The sequence below is a fragment of the Pyramidobacter piscolens W5455 genome, assembly GCF_000177335.1.
GTDB lineage: Bacteria > Synergistota > Synergistia > Synergistales > Dethiosulfovibrionaceae > Pyramidobacter > Pyramidobacter piscolens.
In genome coordinates, this window is the sequence record NZ_ADFP01000002.1 from 1 (window position 1) to 2362 (window position 2362).

The following is a 2362-nucleotide window of genomic DNA, read 5'->3' on the forward strand; positions in this document are numbered from 1 at the left end:
GGCGGGCTTCCGCGGCCAGCGCCGCGCCGCTTTTGGCGCCGCGACGGCAGAACAGATCGATCGCCGCGGGGATGCGCCAGGCTTCCAGGATTTTTTCGGAGAATTCCAACGTTCGCGGATCCACTGCTTCGCGAAAACTCATCGCGCGTCACCTCCCAGGCAGATGTCGAGCAGAGCCATGCGCGTCAGCACGCCGCAGAGCACCTGCTCGCGGATCAGGCTCGACGGGCCGTCGGCCACCGACGAAGCGACCTCGACGCCGCGGTTGATCGGCGCCGGATGCATCACCACCGCGCCGGGACGGGCGCAGGCCAGCAGTTCCTCCGTGGCGCCGTAGCGCGCGTGATATTCTTTTACCGAAGGGAACAGCCCCGCTTCCTGACGCTCCAGCTGCACGCGCAGCAAGCCGAGGATGTCCGCCTGCGCGGCCGCCGCGCGCGGATCGGGCTCGTACTCCGCGCCCAGCGCCTCGGGACGCGTCGGCATCAGCGTGCGCGGGCCGCTGAGGATCACGCGCGCGCCCATGCCGCGAAAGGCTTTGACGTCGCTGCGCGCCACGCGGCTGTAACGGACGTCGCCGATGATCGCCAGCGTTTTCCCCTTCAGGCTGCCGAGACGCTCCACGGCCGCCGTGACGTCCAGCAGCCCCTGCGTCGGATGGCTGCGCGCGCCGTCGCCGGCGTTGAACACCGGGACGTGCGGCACGAGCTTCTGGATGTAATAAGGCATCCCCGTCGCGGAATGGCGCACCACCAGCCCGTTGACTCCCATCTCGCAGAGCGTCCAGACCGTGTCGCGCAGGCTTTCGCCCTTGGACATGCTCGAGCCCGAAGCGCTCCAGTCGATGACTTCGGCGCCGGTCATCCGTTCGGCGACGTCGAACGAGTTGCGGGTGCGCGTGGAATTCTCGAAGAAAAGGTTCGCCACGGTGAGGCCGCGAAGCGAATCGAGCGGCCGCTTCGGCGCGCTCGTCAGGCGCGGCTTCAACGCCAGCGCGCGCTTCACGAAATCCTCGAAATCCTGCGGCATCCAGTCGTTCAGATCGAGCAGGTTCTTGCGGTTCCAAGACATAAAACTCCTCCTTCCGGCATTGCGTTTCTTTCGTTCAACCCTGCGGCGCGTTTTTACCGACACGGATTATACTCCGCGAAACGATTTTATGCAACCGATTGCATCAATTAACCCCGAATCCTTTTTTCCAACGGCCCATATCGCGTTCATCTTTTCTCGGGCGCTGTGATAGAATAAAAAACTCGAACGATCTCAAGGAGGTTGCCTATGAAATTCCATTTTATCCACACGAACTTCAACGTCCTCGACCTGAAAAAGAGCATGGATTTTTACGAAAAGGCGCTGGGGCTGAAAGAGGTCCGCCGCATCGACGGCGACGGCTTCACGATCGTCTACCTGGGCGACGGCGTCACCGACTTCCAGCTCGAGCTGACGTGGCTGCACGACCGCGCCGAGCCGTACGACCTCGGCGAGCAGGAGTTCCATCTGGCCCTGCGCGCCGACGATTTCGAGGCGGCCCGCGCGCTCCACGGCGAAATGGGCTGCATCTGCTACGAAAATCCGGCCATGGGCATTTACTTCATCCAGGACCCCGACGGGTATTGGGTCGAAATCCTGCCCGCGCGCGGATAAGTTTTTCGGAGCACCCAGCGAGCCAAGTTAATTCTTTTTATCAAGAAACAGTGTCAGCATCATGAACGAAAAGAAGGGCGGACGCTTTCGGTCCGCCCTTCTTTTCGTTCCGCCGATACAAGGATCGGGGTGTCGAGCTAAAACGCTATTTCCGTTTCGAGCCGTTCGGCAACATCCGTTCCAACGCCGCCATGCGCGCCTTCAGTTCGGCCTGTTCGCGGGCCTGCGAAGCCTTCAACTCCGCGATCTCGTGCGCATGCGAGGCCACCTGCGCCTGCAGCTGTGCGTTCTCCTTCTGCATCACGTAGACGCTGCTCATCGGGCCCTTGCGGTAACGTTCGGGGATCTCGTCCTTGTCTTTCTTGCGGCCGATCCTCCACGTCAGCCCGGCGTTGGCCATCGATTCGCCGTGGTGGGTGAGCGACACTCCGGCGTGGACCATGAAGTCTTCCTTCACGTAGTGCGCAAAACCCAGCGCCAAGGCGTACTCGCCTTTGTACGCTCCGAATCCGGCCATGATCTGGCCGGGCTCAAGCGGGTCGTACTGCATCGGCTTGAGCGCCGACAGGGCCGAGCCGAGCGCGCCGACGTTCTTGAGGTCGCGCCGCAGGTCGCCCATCTGGTTGTAGACGTTGCCGAAGTTGTTGTAGATGTTGTTGAACTGGGTGTCTACGGCGCTCAAGGCGTCGCCGACGTTATGGTACGTGCCGCCGCGGAT

Annotated in this window: 3 protein-coding genes; 1 reads left to right on the forward strand and 2 read right to left on the reverse strand. The window is 62.4% G+C overall.

Going from position 1 to position 2362, the window contains the following annotated elements; translation table 11 throughout:
* Window positions 1–138: 138 nt before the first annotated feature.
* Window positions 139–1071, reverse strand: a complete 933-nt coding sequence (locus HMPREF7215_RS00040) for an aspartate carbamoyltransferase catalytic subunit (protein ID WP_009163492.1) — start codon at window positions 1069–1071, stop codon at window positions 139–141.
* Window positions 1072–1278: 207 nt separating this feature from the next.
* Between HMPREF7215_RS00040 and HMPREF7215_RS00045 the strand changes: the two genes are divergently transcribed.
* A complete protein-coding gene (locus HMPREF7215_RS00045; protein ID WP_009163493.1) occupies window positions 1279–1644 on the forward strand; it encodes a VOC family protein in 366 nt (121 codons plus the stop codon).
* 145 nt (window positions 1645–1789) lie between these two features.
* Here HMPREF7215_RS00045 and HMPREF7215_RS00050 read toward each other — a convergent pair.
* Window positions 1790–2362 (reverse strand): YadA C-terminal domain-containing protein (locus HMPREF7215_RS00050; RefSeq protein ID WP_040549874.1); only part of this gene is annotated, 573 nt, incomplete at its 5' end.